General features: G+C 68.6%; 19 protein-coding genes. 11 read left to right on the top strand and 8 right to left on the bottom strand.

What is annotated here, in order from left to right; translation table 11 throughout:
- Positions 1–87 precede the first annotated feature (87 nt).
- On the top strand, positions 88–1,965 hold the full coding sequence (locus ACEU5R_RS13460) for a methyl-accepting chemotaxis protein (RefSeq protein ID WP_392410499.1): 1,878 nt from the start codon (positions 88–90) through the stop codon (positions 1,963–1,965).
- Positions 1,966–2,022: 57 nt separating this feature from the next.
- On the opposite strand, the gene ACEU5R_RS13455 is transcribed toward ACEU5R_RS13460, so the two are convergent.
- The 3 genes from ACEU5R_RS13455 to ACEU5R_RS13445 all read right to left on the bottom strand — a co-directional run bounded on the left by ACEU5R_RS13455 (position 2,023) and on the right by ACEU5R_RS13445 (position 3,688).
- Positions 2,023–2,433, bottom strand: a complete 411-nt coding sequence (locus tag ACEU5R_RS13455) for a type II toxin-antitoxin system VapC family toxin (protein WP_103272060.1) — start codon at positions 2,431–2,433, stop codon at positions 2,023–2,025.
- Positions 2,433–2,666 carry a type II toxin-antitoxin system VapB family antitoxin gene (gene vapB / locus ACEU5R_RS13450; RefSeq protein WP_103272059.1) on the bottom strand — a complete coding sequence of 78 codons (234 nt, stop codon included), beginning with the start codon at positions 2,664–2,666 and terminating at the stop codon, positions 2,433–2,435. The genes ACEU5R_RS13455 and vapB overlap by 1 nt, the downstream gene beginning before the upstream one ends.
- Positions 2,667–2,773: 107 nt before the next feature.
- A complete protein-coding gene (locus tag ACEU5R_RS13445; protein WP_392410498.1) occupies positions 2,774–3,688 on the bottom strand; it encodes a LysR family transcriptional regulator in 915 nt (304 codons plus the stop codon).
- A gap of 121 nt (positions 3,689–3,809) precedes the next feature.
- On the opposite strand from ACEU5R_RS13445, the gene ACEU5R_RS13440 reads away from it, so the two are divergent.
- Positions 3,810–4,295 carry a GNAT family N-acetyltransferase gene (locus ACEU5R_RS13440; protein ID WP_103272057.1) on the top strand — a complete coding sequence of 162 codons (486 nt, stop codon included), beginning with the start codon at positions 3,810–3,812 and terminating at the stop codon, positions 4,293–4,295.
- Between the two features lie 134 nt (positions 4,296–4,429).
- On the opposite strand, the gene ACEU5R_RS13435 is transcribed toward ACEU5R_RS13440, so the two are convergent.
- Complete coding sequence (locus tag ACEU5R_RS13435) at positions 4,430–4,978, bottom strand: XRE family transcriptional regulator (protein ID WP_103272056.1); 549 nt, start codon at positions 4,976–4,978, stop codon at positions 4,430–4,432.
- A gap of 72 nt (positions 4,979–5,050) precedes the next feature.
- Here ACEU5R_RS13435 and ACEU5R_RS13430 point away from each other — a divergent pair, with 72 nt between their 5' ends.
- Positions 5,051–5,977 (top strand): DMT family transporter, encoded by a 927-nt coding sequence (locus tag ACEU5R_RS13430; protein ID WP_392410497.1) that lies wholly within the window; start codon positions 5,051–5,053, stop codon positions 5,975–5,977.
- A gap of 143 nt (positions 5,978–6,120) precedes the next feature.
- On the opposite strand, the gene ACEU5R_RS13425 is transcribed toward ACEU5R_RS13430, so the two are convergent.
- The 4 genes from ACEU5R_RS13425 to ACEU5R_RS13410 form a co-directional block, all read right to left on the bottom strand.
- The gene (locus ACEU5R_RS13425; protein WP_103272054.1) at positions 6,121–6,771 is read right to left on the bottom strand and encodes a DUF799 domain-containing protein; all 651 of its coding nucleotides are present in this window, start codon (positions 6,769–6,771) and stop codon (positions 6,121–6,123) included.
- A 2-nt stretch (positions 6,772–6,773) separates the two neighbouring features.
- Positions 6,774–7,289: a DUF4810 domain-containing protein gene (locus ACEU5R_RS13420; RefSeq protein WP_233772668.1), complete on the bottom strand. Its 516-nt coding sequence runs from the start codon at positions 7,287–7,289 to the stop codon at positions 6,774–6,776.
- A 14-nt stretch (positions 7,290–7,303) separates the two neighbouring features.
- Positions 7,304–7,981: a CsgG/HfaB family protein gene (locus ACEU5R_RS13415; protein ID WP_103272053.1), complete on the bottom strand. Its 678-nt coding sequence runs from the start codon at positions 7,979–7,981 to the stop codon at positions 7,304–7,306.
- 314 nt (positions 7,982–8,295) lie between these two features.
- Entirely contained in the window at positions 8,296–9,069 is a 774-nt protein-coding gene (locus ACEU5R_RS13410; RefSeq protein ID WP_392410496.1) for a fused MFS/spermidine synthase, read from the bottom strand.
- 177 nt (positions 9,070–9,246) lie between these two features.
- On the opposite strand from ACEU5R_RS13410, the gene ACEU5R_RS13405 reads away from it, so the two are divergent.
- The 8 genes from ACEU5R_RS13405 to ACEU5R_RS13370 all read left to right on the top strand — a co-directional run bounded on the left by ACEU5R_RS13405 (position 9,247) and on the right by ACEU5R_RS13370 (position 18,796).
- Complete coding sequence (locus tag ACEU5R_RS13405; protein WP_103272051.1) at positions 9,247–10,383, top strand: FAD-binding oxidoreductase; 1,137 nt, start codon at positions 9,247–9,249, stop codon at positions 10,381–10,383.
- Between the two features lie 35 nt (positions 10,384–10,418).
- The gene (locus ACEU5R_RS13400; protein ID WP_103272050.1) at positions 10,419–10,796 is read left to right on the top strand and encodes a RidA family protein; all 378 of its coding nucleotides are present in this window, start codon (positions 10,419–10,421) and stop codon (positions 10,794–10,796) included.
- Positions 10,797–10,865: 69 nt separating this feature from the next.
- Positions 10,866–12,311, top strand: coding sequence for a M81 family metallopeptidase (locus ACEU5R_RS13395; protein WP_103272049.1), 1,446 nt, complete (start codon positions 10,866–10,868; stop codon positions 12,309–12,311).
- Positions 12,312–12,384: 73 nt separating this feature from the next.
- Positions 12,385–13,956 carry an ABC transporter substrate-binding protein gene (locus ACEU5R_RS13390; protein ID WP_392410495.1) on the top strand — a complete coding sequence of 524 codons (1,572 nt, stop codon included), beginning with the start codon at positions 12,385–12,387 and terminating at the stop codon, positions 13,954–13,956.
- Between the two features lie 52 nt (positions 13,957–14,008).
- Entirely contained in the window at positions 14,009–14,944 is a 936-nt protein-coding gene (locus tag ACEU5R_RS13385) for an ABC transporter permease (RefSeq protein WP_212321665.1), read from the top strand.
- Between the two features lie 11 nt (positions 14,945–14,955).
- Complete coding sequence (locus ACEU5R_RS13380) at positions 14,956–15,831, top strand: ABC transporter permease (RefSeq protein ID WP_392410494.1); 876 nt, start codon at positions 14,956–14,958, stop codon at positions 15,829–15,831.
- Between the two features lie 8 nt (positions 15,832–15,839).
- On the top strand, positions 15,840–17,300 hold the full coding sequence (locus ACEU5R_RS13375) for a dipeptide ABC transporter ATP-binding protein (protein ID WP_392410493.1): 1,461 nt from the start codon (positions 15,840–15,842) through the stop codon (positions 17,298–17,300).
- Positions 17,301–17,344: 44 nt separating this feature from the next.
- The gene (locus tag ACEU5R_RS13370; protein ID WP_103272044.1) at positions 17,345–18,796 is read left to right on the top strand and encodes an amidohydrolase family protein; all 1,452 of its coding nucleotides are present in this window, start codon (positions 17,345–17,347) and stop codon (positions 18,794–18,796) included.
- Positions 18,797–18,865 lie beyond the last annotated feature (69 nt).

The raw sequence follows: 18,865 nt of genomic DNA, 5'->3' as shown, positions 1-18,865 counted from the left end.
TGATTGCACCGCGCCGACCTTACGCTGCGCCTCATATGCGGCGGCTTTCCGTGCCGCCGCGATGTCGACAGCCATCGGGGCCGCACCATGTTCAAGTCCATACGCAACCGCCTCATCGCCCTCTGCGTGGCGATCACCATTCTTTCCATGCTGTCGCTTTCCCTGGCCACGGTGCTAGTGGCCCGCGACAATACCTTCGATCAGGTCGACCACAATATCGGCCAGATCACGCGCAATCACGCCAATGAACTGTCCGCCTGGGTGCGCGACAAGCAGCGCGTCACCAGCTCGCTGAAGAACGCCGTCGACCAGCCCGAAGCCATCGCGCACACCATGGCCGCGACCGCGCAGCAGGCCGGCGGCTTCGATGACGCCTATATCGTCTACGCCGACAAGCGCTACATCTTCAACCACGCCATGCCGGATGGCTTCGACGGCCCGGCGCGCGCCTGGTACCAGCAGGCCGCCCAGACCAACGGGCCGGCCATCACGCCGATCTATGTGGACGCCGCGTCGGGCAAGCTGTGCATGAGCTTCGTCGAGGCGGTGCGCAAGGACGGCCGCGTGGTCGCGGCCGTGGGCACCGACATGCTGCTCGACAGCATGGCCAAGATGGTCGCGGCCATCCAGGCCACGCCCAAGAGCTTCGCCTTCCTGCTGGACGGACAGGGCCAGATCCTGGCCCACCCGGACGTCAAGCTGGCGCTCAAGCCGGTCACCGCCATCGATCCCGGCCTGGACCTGGGCCAGCTGCAACAGCTGGCCAGGAACAGCGGCAGCTCGCTGACACAGGACATCGGCGGCGTCAGCCAGCTGCTGTACGCCAGCGCCGTGGAAGGCACGCCCTGGACGCTGGTGATCGCCATCGACCGCGCCCAGGCCAACGAGCCGGTCACCATGATGGTCAAGCTGGCCGCGTCCATCACCGCGCTGGCGCTGCTGCTGGCCGTGGCCTTCGTGACGATGGCGGTCAAGCGTCAGCTGCGCGGCCTGCCCCAGGTGCAATACGCGCTGCAGGACATCGCCAGCGGCGACGGCGACCTGACGCGCCGGCTGCCGGCCGAGGGCGGTGACGAGCTGGCCCGGATCGGCGCCGCATTCAATCAATTCGCCGACAAGATCGCCACGATCCTGCGCGAGATCCGCGTGGCGGCCGACTCCGTGCGCACCGCCAGCCTGGAGATCGCCAGCGGCAACCATGACCTGTCCGACCGCACCTCGCAGCAGGCCAGCTCGCTGGAGCAGACCGCCGCGGCCATGGAAGAGATCACCTCGACCGTGCAGCACAACGCCGACAACGCCAGCCAGGCGGCCAACCTGGCCAGCGACGCCTCGCGCGTGGCCGGCCAGGGCGGCGCGGTGATGCAGCAGGTGGTGCACACCATGGACGGCATCGACGCCTCGGCGCGCAAGATCGTCGACATCATCGGCGTGATCGACGGCATCGCCTTCCAGACCAACATCCTGGCGCTGAACGCGGCGGTGGAAGCCGCGCGCGCCGGCGAACAGGGCCGCGGCTTCGCCGTGGTGGCCGGCGAAGTGCGCACGCTGGCCCAGCGCAGCGCCACCGCCGCGCGCGAGATCAAGACGCTGATCGAATCCTCGGTCGACCAGATCCGCAGCGGCAACTCGCTGGTGCGCCAGGCCGGCGGCACCATGGATCAGGTGGTGGGCAGCGTCGAGCGCGTGACCAGCATCGTCGGCGAAATCGACCTGGCCAGCCAGGAACAGCGCACCGGCATCTCGGAGATCGGCAACGCCATCGGCCTGATGGACAACGCCACGCAGCAGAACGCCGCGCTGGTGGAACAGGCCGCCGCCGCCGCGCAGACGCTGCAGGAACAAGCCGCGCACCTGGCGCAGCTGGTGGGCGGCTTCAAGCTCGACAGCCATGAAGTCGCCAGCCACGCAACGACTCGCGGCGCGCCGCAGGTGGCGCCGGGAGCCATGTTGGCGTTGAACTGATAAGGTGCATGACGGGCCCGCGCTGATCGGCGTCGGGCCTTCTACCCCAAAAGCTGCTCAGAGGCTGGGACTGACCCAGTTCTCTACTTCAAGCCCGGGAACGCGGGCGAATTCCGATACGTTGTTCGATACCAGCACCAAGCCTTCACTACGTGCATGGCCTGCGATGTGCAGATCGTTTACCCCAATGGGCTGACCCAGCCGTTCCAGGGCGGAACGGATCGCCCCGTAGTGCTGCGCCGCTTTGAGGCCATAGGGCAAGACATCCAGGCGGCTGCAAAAATCCTCAACGGTGGACAGGTTCTCACTGACACGGTTGCTTTTCTCCGCGCCATGCAACAGCTCCGCCGCGGTAATCGAGGAGATCGCCATGCGGCCCGCATTGGCATTGAAAATGGACAGCACCTCGATGGGACGCCGCTTCAAGACATAGATAACGATGTTCGTGTCCAGCAGATAGCGCAGCATCAGAGCGACTCTCGCTCGGCTTGATCCTGGCTGGCACGTTCGGACATGAAATCATCGCTGACAGCGGGGCCGTTCAGAAAAAAGCTGTCCCAGATCTGTCCAACCGGCGCAATGATGCGCTCATTTCCCCTGACTCGTATTTCCACCTTGAGCACGCCCTCTGGCAGCCGGACTTCCAGCGGAAGCCGGACGGCCTGCGTGCGGTTGTTGATAAAGACCGTGCCAATTGCCATGTCGCAACTCCTGTGGACGGGAAATTGTATATAGCTTAAGTATATAGCACCTTATTTCGTCGTTCAAGCTGTCAAAACTGCCAGTGGCCCTAGCGGCAACCGCCCGATCAAAGCGGAATCGCGCGCAGCAGCTGTTCGCGCAGCCAGGCATGCGCCGCGCTGCGCTGGCGCACGTGGCTGTAGGCCTTCAGCGTGAAGGGCGGGATCTCGAAGGGCGGCGGATACTCAACGATCGACGCCACCGCGCCCAGCGTGCGCGCCGCCTGGCGCGGCGCCGTCATGATCAGCGCCGAGCCGGCCACGATGAAGGGCGCGGCCAGCACCGAGGGCAGTTGCACCGCCACGTCGCGGCGCAGTCCGCGACGCTCCAGCAGCTTGTCGATATGGCCGCCGGCCTCGCCCCAGGGGCGCACCGCCACGTGGCGCTCGGCCAGGTAGGCGTCCAGGCTGGGCGCGGACCGGATCCGAGGATGATCCCGGCTGGCGATCACCACGTAGTGATCGGTCAGCCAGTCGAAGCTCTCGATGCCGGGAGCGGGCTCGGCCATGTCTTCCACATAACCCAGCGCGAAATCCAGCCGGCCCGAGGCCAGGTCCTCGGCGTAGTCCTGGTTTTGCGCGTGGACGATCTGGAAGCGCAGGCGCGGCGCCAGATCCTGCACTTGCGCGACCAGGGCCGGCAGCATGGCGAAGGTGGTGTAGTCGGTGGCCGCTAGGGTGAAGCAGCGGTCGCTGGTGGCCGGGTCGAAGCGGCCCGCCTGCGCCAGCCCGTTGGAAAGCAGCGCCAGCGCGGCGCTGACCGGCCCGGCCAGCCGCTCGGCATGGGCGGTGGGCTGCATGGCGTTGCCGATGCGCACGAACAGCTCGTCGTCCAGCGCGACGCGCAGACGCGCCAGCGCGTGGCTCAGCGCGGACGGACTCATGGCCAGTTCGTCGGCGGCGGCGCTCACCGAACGGCGACGCAGCAGGGCATCCAGCGCCACCAGCAGGTTCAGGTCCAGGCGTCTCAGATCAGAATGCATAACATGCATTATCTGCTGAAAATAATGCACTTGATGCACTGACACCCGCATCCCTATCATCGTCGGTTTGCCATTCCGCGCGGCCATGCGCCGCCCTTTCGATTTTCTCCGTAGCGCTCCCATGACGATTTCCATCCGCCCCGCCACCGAACAGGACTGCGCGCTGATCCTGCGATTCATCACCGAGCTGGCCGTCTATGAAAAGGCCGCCGACCAGGTCGAAGCCACCGTCGAGACCCTGGCCAGCAGCCTGTTCGGCGCCGGCACGCCCGCGCGCGCGCTGATCTGCGAAGCGGACGGGCAGCCGGTGGGCTACGCCATCTATTTCTTCAACTACTCGACCTGGCAGGCCAGGAAAGGGCTGTACCTGGAAGACCTGTACGTCTCGCCCGCCAGCCGCGGCATCGGCGCCGGCAAGCGCCTGCTGCGCCATCTGGCGCGGGTCGCGGTCGAGGAAGGCTGCGGCCGCTTCGAATGGAGCGTGCTGGACTGGAACCAGCCGGCCATCGACTTCTACCAGTCGATCGGCGCGCGGCCGCAGGCCGAGTGGGTGCGCTACCGCATGCACGGCGAGGCGCTGACGGGCTTCGCCGCCGGCTCGGACTGAAACGTCGGGCTGGGCTGTCGGACGGCGGCGGCATCGCCGGCCCGAGGATCACCGGCCCTCGAAGCGCCGGCCATGGAACGGCGGACCACCTGCGGGAACGCTCCCGCCAGCGCCAGTCGCCCGGCTGGCGCGCCCTATATCACCAGGTTGCGAATGAAGCGCAGCACGCCCGCCTGCCGGTTGGCGTAGGCATAGGACACCGAGCTGGCGAAAGACGTGGTCGCCCCCGCAGGTATGACCCGCTCCTGTCCGGCCAGCTCCAGCGTCAGCGCGCCCTCGATCACGTAGAGCATCTCGACGCAGCCTTCCGGGTCGGCCTCGGCCTGGTAGCGCTCGCCGGGCGCCAGGGTCCAGGACCATAGTTCCACCTGATGCGAGGCGGCCGCCGAGCAGTGCAGCACCGCCTGGCTGCCGGCAAGCTGGCCGCGCCAGGTCAGCACGTCGGGCGCCTGATCGGGCGCGCGGCCGGCCGGGCTGACCAGGGCGGTGAAGTTGGCGCCCAGCGCCGTGGCGATGAGGCTGAGCTTGGCCAGGCTGATGTTGGCGTCGCCGGCCTCCAGGCCGGCGATGGTGCGGCGGCTCACGCCCGCCGCATCGGCCAGCGCCTGCTGGCTCAGGCCTTGGCCATCGCGCAGGCGCCTGAGATTGGCGGCCACGTGTTCGAGCACCTGGTTCGACGGCATGGCGATTCTCCTTGCGCAAGCGCATGAGCAATATATTGCGCAAAAATACCACATCCGATATTGTGCAATATTATGCACAATAGCCCCACAACCCCATCTCCCTCCCTGCTTGCGCGCAGGGCGCCCGAAGCCGCGCTCGTCCTGATCACCGTGGTCTGGGGCGGCACCTTCCTGGCCGTGCAGCACGCGCTCACCGCGGGCACGCCCATGTTCTTCGTTGGCTGCCGCTTCGCCGCCGCGGCCCTGGCCGTGCGACTGGTGTCGCTGCGTTCGCTGCGCGGCATCACCTGGCGCGAAGTCCGGGCCGGCGGCGCGGTCGGCCTGGCCATCGTGGCCGGCTACGGCGGCCAGACCATCGGCCTGCAGCACATCACCAGCAGCGAATCGGCCTTCCTCACCGCTCTGTACGTGCCGGCGGTGCCGCTGCTGCAATGGCTGGTGCTGCGGCGCGCGCCGCGCGCCATGACCTGGGTCGGCGTGGCGCTGGCCTGCATGGGCCTGATGCTGCTGACCGGCAACAACCCCGCCTCGATCTCGTTCAGCTACGGCCAGCTCAACACCATCGCCGGCGCGGTGGCCATCGCCGCCGAGATCCTGCTCATCAGCCATTACGCGCGCAGCGTGGACCTACGCCGCGTCACCGTGCTGCAACTGGCGGCCGCGTCGATCGCGGCCTTCGCGCTGATGCCGCTGGCCGGCGAGACCGAGATCCCGCCGTTCTCCTGGACGCTCACCGGCCTGGCCGTGGCGCTGGGCTGCGCCAGCGCGCTGATCCAGCTGACCATGAACTGGGCGCAGCGCACGGTCGATCCCGCGCGCGCCACGCTGATCTATGCCGGCGAGCCGGTATGGGCCGGCACCTTCGGCCGCATCGCCGGCGAGCGGCTGGCGCCGCTGGCGCTGGTCGGCGGCGCGCTGGTGGTGCTGGGCGTGATCGTCAGCGAATGGAAGCCGCGTCTGCGGCGCGCGCGGGCATCCGCGACGGCCGGACAGGCTTGAGCCACCGCACCGGCAACCGCCGGATTCGCCACGCATGGCGGCGAGCCGGCAAAAGAAAACCCCGCGCGCCGATTCAAGACGGCGAACGGGGCCTGGTGTGCTGTCCCGCAAACGCCAGCGGCACGCGACCGCTGGCGAAGGGCCTACTGCCCGGCGTAGCGCGGCGAACGCGGACCATACAGGATGCCGCCTTGCGTGCCGGCGCTGAGCAGGGCGTTGCTGGTCATGCCGGCCACGCCATAGCTGCGGTCCGACAACGAGTTGACCACCTGATCCACCACCGCCTGCACCAGCATGCCGATCAGGCCGCCGCTGTTGCTGCTGCTGCCTTGCCTCAGGGTCTGGTGGCCGTCCCACAGCTTGGCGCCGCTGCGCAGGTCCAGCAGCGTCGCGTCGATGGACACGGTGACGTCGCTCGACACCACCTTGTAGCTCGCGCCGTATTCCTTGACGGTCATGTACAAGGCGGCGTCGGCCCCGAAGATCTCGCGCAGGCGCGCGGCGGGCACGGCGTGGATGTCATCCGGTGTGGTCAGGCCGTTCTGGCGGAAGGTCTCTTCCATGACGGCAACCGGCACCACGTAGTAGCCGGACTCGGCCAGCGGCAGTGTGGCTTGCGACAGCACGGCGGCGGACGCGGCCACGTCGACGGACGTGTTCAGCGGCGGCAGCACCAGGATGGAAGCCGGCTTGCTTTCACGGAACGCGGTGTAGTCCACGTTGCGCTGCGGGCCGGCGCAACCGGCGAGCAGGGCGACGATGGCCAGCATGGCCAGGCGCAGTGATTTCATCATGATCAGTTCCCCTTCTTCTTCGGCGCGGCCGGCTCGGTCTGGGCGGCGGGTTCGGACTTGGCGCCCGGCTCGTTCCTGGCGACGGATTCGGCGGCAGGCGTTGCGGCCTGCGCTTGCGGCGCGGCGGCGGACTTGCCCGCGTTGCGCATCAGGAAGTCCATGAACGGCGTGGATTCGGGAAAGGCCTGCTTTTCGCCCTGCAGCTGCTCGACGCCCTTTTCGCCGTCGCCCATCTTCAGGTACAGCATGCCCAGGTGCGCGCGAAAGCCGGGAGGCAGTTCGCGGTTGGTGGCGCGCGCCTTCTCGACGCTCTTTTCCAGCGTCTGCGCTTGCACGGCGTAATCGTTGCCGTCTTCCTTCAGGTAGGCGTACACGGTGGGTTGATAGCCTTCCCAGGTGTACAGGCTCTTGGGCTGCTGCGCGCAAGCGCCCAGCAGGCCGGCCAATGCCGTGATCGCCAGCGCGCGACCCGTACGGGCGAACGCCGTCCGGCGCGGCTGCGCCATCGTCTTCATCATGATGGATTCCCCTTTTAGTTGGCGGTGGGCGCCCAGGCGCCTTGCGTGATGCCGTCGACCAGGCGATCCACCGCTTCGCGGATGGCCAGGTCCAGCACCTTGCCGTTGAGCGTGGAGTCGTAGCCGGCCGAGCCGCCGAAGCCGATCACTTCACGGTTGGACAGGCTGTACTCGCCCGCGCCCGATGCGGAATAGACGACTTCGGAGCTGGTCACGTCGACGACGTTGAGATCGACCTTGGCGTAGGCCACCTGCTCCTTGCCGCGCCCCAGGATGCCGAACAGCTGCTGGTCCCCGGTCACCTTGCGGCCGAAGGCCGTGACGTCGCCGGTGACGACGTAGCGTGCGCCCTTGATCTTGTTGGCCTGCTTGTTGAAAGCGGCTTCCTGGGCGATCTCGGACAGGTTCTGGCGGTCCATGACCTGGAAGCGGCCGGTGCGCTGCAGATGGCTGGTCAGGATGGTCTTGGCCTGGCCGCCGAGGCGATCCACGCCGTCGGAGAACACGCCGCGCAGGAAGTCCGTGCGGTTGTCGAACTTGCCCACGGAAATCGGGCTGCGCGGGCCCTGGTAAGGCGTGCTTGCCGCCACCGTCGCGGGCACGGCGACAGACTTCGACCGCTCCGTTGCGCAACCCGCCATCAACACCGACACCAGGGCCAGCGTTCCTGCTTTCACTACCGTACCGAACATCAAGCTTCTCCTGAGAATTTCCCTAGGCCTCTAACCGGGCCGCTTGCGTGACATTTATCGAAGCCGCAATATATACAACTTTTAACAACTTAAATAATTTGAAGTGACGGACCCTTTGCCGTCATTTTTCAGGAATCAAGCCCTTGCCGGTTCGCGCCACGCGGAAACGCGCAACCGCTGGCGGCCACTCTAGCGACCGCCAGGGAATGCGGAAATGGGAATAGTCCGAAATCGCGACCGGCCGGGTCGCGGCCACGGCAAGCCGCAGACGCGCCGTCGGCCCAACTTCCCGCGTCGGCCGACGGTGGGCTCGTCTAGCGCAGCGTCAGCGTCGCGCCGATGACGCGCAAGGTCGGCATCAACTGACGCCATGCATCCTTGGACAGCGCCTCGGGCCGGCGCAGCCGCGCCGACGCCGGATCGTCCAGCAGATCGCCCTTGCAGGCGAACACGATGCTGTTGGTCATGTCGTCGTCCACCACCTCGAACATCGCCGCGCCGAAGGACTCGCGCACGCGGGCCAGGTACTCATGGTAGAGCGGATGATTGACGTGGAAGTTGATCACCAGCAGGCCGTCGTCGCGCAAGGCGCGCAGGCAATCGGCATAGAACGCCTCCGAGCACAGCGCGTCGGGCATGCCCTGGTCGCCGAAGCCGTCGAGCAGGATCACGTCGGCGTGGTCGGACGCGTCGCGCAGGAATTCGGCCGCGTCGCAGGCGATGACGCGGAAACGTTCGTCGTCCGGCGGCACCATGAAATCGCCGCGCAGCGCGATGACCGCCGGATTGATCTCCAGCGCCTCGACCTGCGAACGCGGCAGGTGCCGATGGCAGAACTTCGCCAGCGAGCCGCCGCCCAGGCCCACCATCACGATGCGGTCGGGCGCCGGATTGAACAGCACGAAGCCCATCATCATGCGCGTGTACTCCAGCTCCAGCGCGTCCGGGTTCAGCAGCGACATGCTGCTCTGGATGACCTGCTCGGAAAAATGCAGCGAGCGCCGGTCGCCCACGTCGCGCACGAAGGGTCGCGACTCGCTGTCGGGAATGGCGGGCGGCGGGGCGGAAGCGGCGGGATGGTCGGACATGAAGCGGCGCGGCGTTGCGGAAAGACGGGCGAACGATAGCACCGCGCGCGCCCGGGCGGTTGGCGGGGCGGCGAAGGCGCGGCCGCGCCATCCGTACAACCCCCTATTACCTCCGTGCCGCCATCTAATTATCGTATTCGAGAATTATCAAATAATAGAATTCTCTTCGACGCAGCGATGAACCCAGACCTCATTTCGGACTATGCAGTGATCGGCGCCGGCATCGCCGGCGCTTCCGTGGCCTACCGCCTGAGCGCGCATGCCAGCGTGATCGTGCTGGAGCGCGAGGCGCAGCCCGGCTACCACTCGACCGGCCGCTCGGCGGCCATGTTCATGGAAACCTATGGCACGCCGCAGATCCAGGCGCTGACCCGCGCCAGCCGCGCGTTCTACGAGAATCCGCCCGAGGGCTTCACCGAACATCCGCTGCTGCACCCGCGCGGCGTGCTGTACGTGGCCACCGCCGAACAGCGCGACCTGCTGCAACAGACCTATGACGAATTCCGCCGGCATTCCGACAACGTCCGCCTGATCGAACCGCAGGCCGCCGCCGCGCGCGTGCCCTGCCTGCGCGCCGAGCAGCTGTGCGGCGCGCTGGAGGAGCCGGACGCGCGCGACATCGACGTGCACGGCCTGCACCAGGGCTTCCTGCGCGGCATGCGGGCGCGCGGCGCCACCCTGCGCGCCAATGCCGAGCTGCGCGCGGCCAGCCATGCCGACGGCGTCTGGACGCTGACGCTGGCCGACGGCGCCACGCTGCGCGCGCGCGCCATCATCAACGCGGCCGGCGCCTGGGCCGATCACGTGGCCGCGCTGTGCGCCGCCGCGCCGGTCGGCCTGCAGCCCTGCCGCCGCACCGCCTTCACCTTCAACGGTCCGCCCGACGTGGATTTCTCCGCCTGGCCGGCGGTGGTGGGCGTCGACGAAAGCTATTACTTCAAGCCCGACGCCGGTCAGCTGCTGGGCTCGCCGGCCAACGCGGATCCGGTCGAGGCGCACGACGTGGCGCCGGAGGAACTGGACGTGGCCACCGGCATCTACCGCATCGAGGAAGCTACCTCGCTGACGATACGGCGCCCCAAGCACACCTGGGCCGGCCTGCGCTCCTTCGTGCGCGACGGCGACTTCGTGGTTGGCTGGGACGAGGCCGCGCCGGCCTTCTTCTGGCTGGCGGCGCAGGGCGGCTACGGCATCCAGACCGCCGCCGCGGCCTCGGAACTGGCGGCCGCGCTGGTCGAGCGCCAGCCAGTGCCCGACGCGCTGCGCGCGCATGGCGTCGACGCCCGGGCCATGCGCCCGGGCCGCCTGCGCTGATCCTCTTTCATTCCACCCGTTTTCCGGAAGTCCCCATGACCGCCATCACCCGTTATCCCAGCACCCTGCCGCTGCCGTTCTCGCGCGCCACCCGCGCCGGCGGCTTCCTGTTCCTGTCTGGCCAGATCCCGATGGATGCCGACGGCAAGGTCGTGCGCGGCGACATCCGCGAACAGACCCACGCGGCCATCGCCCGCATCAAGGACACGCTGGCGCTGGCCAATGCCAGCCTGGCCGACGTGGTGCGCGTGACCGTCTGGCTGGCCGACCTGGCGCAATTCGCCGATTTCAACGAAGCCTACCGAGAGCATTTCCCGGCCGACTTCCCGACGCGCTCCACGGTGGAGGCACGGCTGGCGCTGGAAGTGGACGTGGAGATCGAAGTGCAGGCCTGGGTCGGCGACCGGACCTGATTTCCCCGCAAGCAATCCCACGCGCGCCGGCCTCGCGCACCCTGCAAACGCTCGACATGGAGTGGCAGCATGAAGATCTTTTCCGGTTCCCTGGCAACCGAAACCAATACCTTTTCCCCCATCCCCACCGGCCTGGGCGCCTACCGCGCGCGCGGCTATTACCCGGCCGGCCAGCATCCGGACCGCATGCAGATGTATGCCGGTCCGCTGTGGGCGGCGCGGCAGCGCGCCAAGGGCAAGGACTGGACGCTGGTCGAAGGCCTGACCGCCGCCGCCATGCCGGCCGGCATCACCACTCGCCACGCCTATGAAACGCTGCGCGACGAGCTGCTGCAGGACCTGCGCAACGCCGGCCCCGTGGACGTGGCGCTGTTCGGCCTGCACGGCGCGATGGTGGCCGACGGCTACGACGATTGCGAAGGCGACCTGCTGCGCCGCGCGCGCGAGATCGTCGGCCCGGACACGGTGATCGGCGCGGAACTGGATCCGCACTGCCATCTGACCGCGACCATGATGGAATCCGCCGACCTCATCGTCTGCTACAAGGAATACCCCCATACCGACATCCTGGACCGCGCCTATGAGCTGGTCGACCTGTGCGTGGCCAAGGCCGAGGGTCGCATCCGGCCGACGCGCGGCGTGTTCGATTGCCAGCTCATCTCGGTCATGCACACCAGCCGCGAACCGATGCGCGGCTTCGTCGACAAGCTGATGGCGATGGAAGGCAAGAACGGCGTGCTGTCGATCTCGATCGCCCATGGCTTCCCCTGGGGCGACACCGCCGACATGGGCGCCAAGGTGCTGGTCTATACCGATGGCGATCCGGGGCGGGCCGAGGCGCTGGCGCGCGAGCTGGGCCAGGAGATCATCGGTTTTCGCGAACAGCTGTCGCCGGCCTATCCGCCCACCGACGAGGCGCTGGACCAGGCCCTGGCGCACGGCGCCTTCCCGGTGGTGCTGGCCGATTCGGCGGACAACGCCGGCGGCGGCGCGCCCAGCGACGCCACGTTCATCCTGGAACGCGTGCTGGCGCGCGGCATCGAAGACGTGGCGATGGGTCCGTTCTGGGATCCGGTCTCCGTGCAGCTCTGTTTCGAGGCGGGCGAGGGCGCCGAGGTGCAGCTGCGCGTGGGCGGCAAGGTCGCGCCCGTGTCGGGCCAGCCGCTGGACCTGCGCTGCACGGTGCTGGCGCTCAAGCGCGAGGCCGTCATGACGGGGCTGTCCAACACGCCGGCGCTGCTGGGCGACGTGGCCATCCTGCGCACGGGCGGCGTGGTGCTGGCGCTGACCTCGCTGCGCACCCAGGCCATGGGCACGGACATGTTCACGCAGTTCGGCATCGACCTGGCCGCGATGAAGCTCATCGTGGTCAAGTCCTCGCAGCACTTCTACGCCTCGTACTCGCAGGTGGCCAAGCACGTCATCTACGTCGCGACGCCCGGCGCCATCACGCAGGACTACAACAGTCTGCCCTACCGCAAGGTGCGGCGGCCGAAATGGCCGCTGACGGCCTGACATGACATGACGGCGCGGTCCGCAGAGACCGCGCCGCAAGCAAGACCACGACACACAATACAAGGGGATGACCATGATCAAACGTTTCAGCCTGCTGGCCACGGCGGCGCTGCTGGCGCTGGGCGCCGTCACCGGCGCGCACGCCCAGGGCAAGACCCTGCGGCTGGTGCCGCACGCCGACCTGAAGACGCTGGACCCGCTCTTCAACACCGCCTACATCACGCGCAACCACGGCTACATGGTGTTCGACATGCTGTTCGCGCAGGACAGCAAGGGCCAGGTCAAGCCGCAGATGGTGGACAGCTGGCAGGCCTCGGAAGACGGCAAGCGCTGGAGCTTCACGCTGCGCCCGGGCCTGAAGTTCAGCGACGGCGCGCCGGTCACGGCCGAGGACTGCGTGGCTTCCATCCAGCGCTGGGGCAAGAAGGACACGCTGGGCCAGGCCATGTTCGCGGCCGGCGCCGAGCTGGCCGCCACCGGTCCGGAGACCTTCACGCTGACGCTCAAGGAACCCTTCGGCCTGGTGCTGGAGGCCTTGTCCAAACCGTCCGGCCTGCCGCCCTTCATCATGCCCAAGCGCATCGCCGCCACGGACCCGAGCACGCAGATCACGGAAATGGTGGGCTCCGGTCCGTTCCTGTTCAAACGCGATGAATGGGTGCCCGGCAACAAGGTCGTGTACGTGAAGAACCCGGCCTACGTGCCGCGCGCCGAGCCGGCGGACGGCCTGGCTGGCGGCAAGATCGTCAAGGTGGACCGCGTCGAATGGGTCTACATTCCCGACGGCAACACCGCCACCGCCGCGCTGATGAACGGCGAGGTGGACATGATCGAGCAGGTCACGCCCGACTTCCTGCCGGTGCTGGAAAGCAATCCCGACATCAAGCTGGACACCTCGGTGGCCTCGCAGGGCATGGTGGTGCTGAACGCGCTGCATCCGCCCTTCAACGACGCCCGCGCGCGCCAGGCGCTGTACTACCTGGTGAACCAGAAGCAGATGCTGGCCGCCATGGGCTACCCCGACAAGTACCGCGTCGACTACTGCGCCACGCTGTACATCTGCGGTTCGCCCCTGGCCACCGACGCCGGCGCCGCGCCCTACGCCAAACCGGACCCGGCGCGCGCCAGGCAGCTGCTGCAGGAAGCCGGCTACAAGGGCGAGAAGGTGGTGCTGCTGTACCCCACCGACCACCTGAGCGCGCCCGCCGTGATGGTGCTGTCGCAGAACCTGAAGAAGGCCGGCGTCAACGTCGACCTGCAATCCATGGACTGGGCCTCGCTGGCCGCGCGCCGGCTGAAGAAGGATCCGCCCGCGCAGGGCGGCTGGAACCTGTTCCTGACCTGGGGCGGCTACTACGACGCCAGCACGCCGGTCACCAACCCCTGGCTGTCGGCCGCCTGCGGCAACAGCCTGCCGGGCTGGCCCTGCGACAAGGAGCTGGACGAACTGCGCACCGCCTGGATCCGCGAGACCGACGCGGGCAAGCGCAAGGAGCTGGCGGCCCGCATCCAGGAACGCGCCTACCAGACCGTGCCCTACGTGATGTGGGGCGAGTTCAAGCCCGTGTACGCCACGCGCGGCCTGAAGGGCACCGAGCTGATCAAGGCCGGCGTCCCGGTCACGTGGAACATCGAGAAGCCGTAAGGCGGGCGCCGGGCGCCACGGCGCCCGGCCCAGGTTCCGGGGGGAACGCAGCATGAAATACATCCTGCGCCGCATCGCGGCGGTTATTCCGGTCATGGCGGTGGTGGCGGTCGTGGTCTTTATGCTCATCCACCTGTCGGACGGCGATCCGGCGGCGGTCATCGCGGGCGACAACGCCACCGCCGAGGACGTGGAGAAGATCCGCCAGAACCTGGGCCTGGACAAGCCGCTGCTGCAGCAGTTCGGCATCTGGGTCGGCAATATCGCCACCGGCGATCTGGGCACCTCGATCGCCACGCAGATGCCGGTGTCACAGCTGATCGGGCAGCGCCTGGGGCCGACCTTCTCGATCGCCGCCTTCACCATGCTGTTCGCGGTGCTGCTGGCGATCCCGCTGGGCGTGCTGGCGGCCTGGCATGCCGGCCGCTGGCTGGACCGGCTGGTGATGGTGGGCTCGGTCTGCGCCTTCTCGGTGCCGGTGTTCCTGATCGGCTACAGCCTGGTGTATGGCTTTTCGATCAAGCTGGGCTGGCTGCCGGTGCAGGGCTACAAGCCGCCCGACCAAGGCCTGGTCCAGTACCTGCGCCACCTGGTGCTACCCTGTCTGTCGCTGGGCCTGGTCTACATGGCGCTGCTCACGCGCATGACCCGCGCCACCATGCTCGAAGCGCTGTCCGAGGACTACATCCGCACCGCCCGCGCCAAGGGCCTGGCGGCCGGCCCGGTGGTATGGCACGCGCTCAAGAACGCGGCCAATCCCATCGTCACCACCATCGGCGTGGGCGTGGCGCTGCTGATCGGCGGCGTGGTCGTGACCGAGACCGTTTTCGCCATTCCCGGCCTGGGCCGCCTGACCGTGGACGCCGTGCTGCGCCACGACTATCCGGTGATCCAGGGCGTGCTGCTGGTGGCCTCTGGCATCTATGTGTTCATCAATCTGCTGGTCGACCTGAGCTACCGGCTCTTCGATCCGCGCATCCGCTACTGAACGGGGCCGCCATGACCACGACCTCAATCCCGCTGCCGGCGCGCAAGCCCGCCGGCCGCCGCGCGCTGCGTTCGCTGCGGCGCCATCCGACGCTGTACCTGGGCTGCGCCATCCTGATCCTGCTGGCGCTGGCGGCGCTGGCCGCGCCCTGGCTGGCCACCATCGATCCGCAGGACATCGACCCGCTGGCGCGCATGAAACCGCCCTCGGCCGAGCACCTGTTCGGCACCGACGCGCTGGGCCGCGATGTGTACTCGCGCACCATCAGGGGCGCGCGGGTCTCGCTGCTGGTCGGCGCGGCGGTGGCGCTGGCGTCCACCGTGATCGGCGTGGCGCTGGGCATGCTGGCCGGCTACTTCCGCCGCGTCGACGCGCTGATCATGCGCGTCATGGACGGGCTGATGGCCATCCCCGGCGTGCTGCTGGCGATCGCGCTGATGGCCACGCTCAAGGGCGGCCTGGGCACCGTCGTCATCGCCATCGTGATCCCGGAAATCCCGCGCGTGGTGCGGCTGGTGCGCGCGCTGGTGCTGACCATCCGCGAGCAGCCCTACATCGAGGCGGCGGTGGCGTCCGGCACGCGCGTGCCGGCCATCCTGCTGCGCCACATCCTGCCCAACCTGTTCGCGCCGCTGATGGTGCAGGCCACCTTCATCGCGGCCTCAGCCATCCTGACCGAGGCGGTGCTGAGCTTCCTGGGCGTGGGCATTCCGCCGCACACGCCCAGCTGGGGCAACATCATGGCCGAGGGCCGCAACTTCGTGGCGGTGGCGTTCCACATCATCCTCTACCCCGGCCTGTTCCTGGGCGTGACCGTGCTGGCCGTCAACCTGGTGGGCGACGGGCTGCGCGACATGCTGGATCCGCGCCTGGCCAAGAAACTCTAGGAGCGCCCATGCGAACCGAACCCGTGTTGCGCGTGCGCGACCTGACCACCTGTTTCGATGGCGACGAGACCACCACGGTGGCCGTCAACGGCCTGTCGTTCGATCTGCTGCCCGGCGAGACGCTGGGCCTGGTCGGCGAATCCGGCTGCGGCAAGAGCGTCACCTCGCTGTCCATCATGCGGCTGCTGCGCGCGCCCGGCCGCGTCGCCGGCGGCGCCATCGAATTCGCGGGCCAGGATCTGCTGGCGCTGCCCGAGAAGGCCATGCGCGCCATCCGCGGCAACCAGCTGTCGATGATCTTCCAGGAGCCGATGACCTCGCTCAACCCCGTACTCACCATCGGCCGCCAGATCGCCGAATCGCTGACGCTGCACCAGGGCCTGTCGCGGCGCGAGGCGCTGGCGCAGGCCGAGCGGCTGCTGGACCTGGTGCAGATCTCCGATCCGGCCCGCCGCGTGCATGAATACCCGTACCAGCTGTCCGGCGGCATGCGCCAGCGCGCCATGATCGCGATGGCGCTGGCCTGCCAGCCCAAGGTGCTGATCGCCGACGAGCCCACCACGGCGCTGGACGTGACCATCCAGGCCCAGATCCTGCACCTGCTGCGCGACATCCAGGCGCGGCTGGGCACGGCCATCGTGCTGATCACGCACGACCTGGGCGTGGTGGCGCAGATGTGCCAGCGCGTCATCGTGATGTACGCCGGCCGCAAGGTCGAGGAAGGCAGCGTGGACGACGTGCTGGACCGTCCGCAGCATCCCTACACGCAGGCCCTGATCCGCTCGCTGCCGGCCTTCGCCGACGGCCAGGGGCACGACGTCCGGCTGGCCGAGCTGCCCGGCATCGTGCCGGTGATCACGCCCGAGTCGCGCGGCTGCGCCTTCGCCGCGCGCTGCCCGCAGGCGATGCCGCGCTGTACCGAGGAAATTCCGCCGGCCGTCGACGCCGCCGAGCGCTATCCGCACGAGTTCTCCGGCGGCCAGCGCCAGCGCATCGTGATCGCGCGCGCGCTGGCGCTGGAACCTGCGCTGATCGTCTGCGACGAGCCGGTGTCGGCGCTGGACGTGTCGGTGCAGGCGCAGGTCATCAACCTGCTGATGGACCTGCAGCGCGACCTGGGCCTGACCTATGTCTTCATCTCGCACGACCTGAGCGTGGTGCGGCACATCAGCCATCACGTCGCCGTCATGTACCTGGGCAGGATCGTCGAGACCGGTCCGCGCGACGCCGTCTTCAGCCGGCCGGCGCATCCGTACACGCGCGCGCTGATGGCCTCGGTGCCGTCGGCGCGCCAGGGCGAACGCCGGCCCGCGCAGGTGCTCAAGGGCGAGATCCCCAGCCCGCTGTCGCCGCCGTCCGGCTGCGCCTTCCGCACCCGCTGCCCGCAGGCCGCGCCGCGCTGCGCCGAGGAAGCGCCGGCGCAGCGCGAGATCGCGCCGGGCCAGCAGGTGGCCTGTCATTTCGTCTGAACCCGCATCCGCATCACCTATCGCCAATTCCGCCGGAGCCCGCCATGCCAGATACCCACCCCTATGACTACATCCTCGCCGGCGGCACCGTCATCGACGGCAGCAACACGCCCGGCGTCAAGGCCGACGTGGGCGTGCGCGGCGACCGCGTGGCCGCCGTGGGCGACCTGAGCGGCGCGGCCGCGCGCGAACGCATCGACGTGTCCGGCCTGGTGGTCGCGCCCGGCTTCATCGACTCGCACACGCACGACGACAACTACCTGCTGCGCCGGCGCGACATGACGCCCAAGATCTCGCAGGGCGTCACCACCGTGGTCACCGGCAACTGCGGCATCAGCCTGGCGCCGCTCGCGCATCCCGCGCCGCCGGCGCCGCTGGACCTGCTGGACGAGGGCGGCTCGTACAAGTTCACCCGCTTCGCCGACTACCTGGACGCGCTGCGCGCCACGCCCGCCGCCGTCAATGCAGCCTGCATGGTCGGCCACTCGACGCTGCGCGCCGCCGTCATGCCGGACCTGCATCGCCCGGCCACGCCGGCCGAGATCGACGCCATGCGCGCGCTGGCCGAGGAAGCGATGGCCAGCGGCGCCATCGGCGTCTCCACCGGCACCTTCTACCCGCCCGCCGCCCACGCCACCACCGAGGAGATCATCGAGGTCTGCCGGCCGCTGGCCACGCACGGCGGCATCTACGCCACCCATATGCGCGACGAGGGCGAGCACATCGTGCCGGCGCTGGAAGAGACCTTCCGCATCGGCCGCGAGCTGGACGTGCCCGTGGTGATCTCGCACCACAAGCTGGCCGGCCAGCCCAACTTCGGCCGCTCCACGGAAACGCTGGCGCTGATCGAGCGCGCCATGGCCGCGCAGGACGTGTCGCTGGACGCCTATCCCTACGTGGCCGGCTCAACCATGCTCAAGAAAGACCGCGTGCTGCTGGCTGGCCGCGTGATCATCACCTGGTGCAAGCCCTGCCCCGAACTGACCGGGCGCGAGCTGGACGAGGTGGCGGCCGAGCGCGGCAAGTCCAAGTACGACGTGGTCGACGAACTGCAGCCCGCCGGCGCCATCTATTTCATGATGGACGAGGGCGACGTGCAGCGCATCCTGTCCTTCCCGCCCACCATGATTGGCTCCGACGGCCTGCCGCATGACGAGCGGCCGCATCCGCGCCTGTGGGGCACCTTCCCGCGCGTGCTCGGCCATTATTCCCGCGACCTGGGCCTGTTCCCGCTGGAGACCGCCGTCTGGAAAATGACCGGCCTGACCGCCGCCAAGTTCGGCCTGGCCGGACGCGGCCAGGTCCAGCCCGGCTGCTACGCCGATCTGACGGTGTTCGATCCGGCCCGCATAGCCGACGCCGCCTCGTTCGAGCGCCCCACCGAACGCGCCGCCGGCATCCATTCGGTGTACGTCAACGGCGCGCCGGTCTGGCGCGAGCATGCCTTCACCGGCCGGCATCCGGGCCGCGTGCTGGGCCGGGGCCCCGAGGCGTAGACGAAGGCCGCCGCCCTCTCCACGGGCGGCGGGCCCCGGAGACCGGACCCCGCGACGCTACAATCCGCT

Source organism: Achromobacter sp. 413638 (assembly GCF_043119405.1).
In the GTDB taxonomy this organism is placed as follows: Bacteria; Pseudomonadota; Gammaproteobacteria; order Burkholderiales; family Burkholderiaceae_B; genus Achromobacter.
This window is presented reverse-complemented; position numbering and strand designations above follow the sequence as displayed.